The following is a 291-nucleotide window of genomic DNA, read 5'->3' on the forward strand; positions in this document are numbered from 1 at the left end:
TTATTATACATAGTTCGTTTATTTTAAAATTGAAGGTTTAATCCAAGGGTAAAAGTTCTTGGTCTTGGATAAAAGTTATTGTCAATTCCACCCGCGATCTCTGGATCAAGACCTTCATAGTCTGTAATTGTAAAAACATTTGTTGCAGTCAAAGAAGCCCTGAAATCCACTTTTTCACCTGGAATAAGGTAACCTACAGAAATGTTATCCAATTTCACGAAGTCTGCATTTCTCACATAGTAATCTGAGAAGAATTGGTTGTCTTCAAAACCGGTCTCCAGTACATTTGCA

Annotated in this window: 1 protein-coding gene; it reads right to left on the bottom strand. The window is 35.4% G+C overall.

All coding sequences use genetic code 11. The features are described from left to right. Positions 1–23: 23 nt before the first annotated feature. Positions 24–291, bottom strand: a 268-nt coding sequence (locus HC175_RS23075) for a TonB-dependent receptor (protein ID WP_168140088.1), incomplete at its 5' end; no start/stop codon positions are given.

This window comes from Salinimicrobium oceani, from assembly GCF_012037645.1.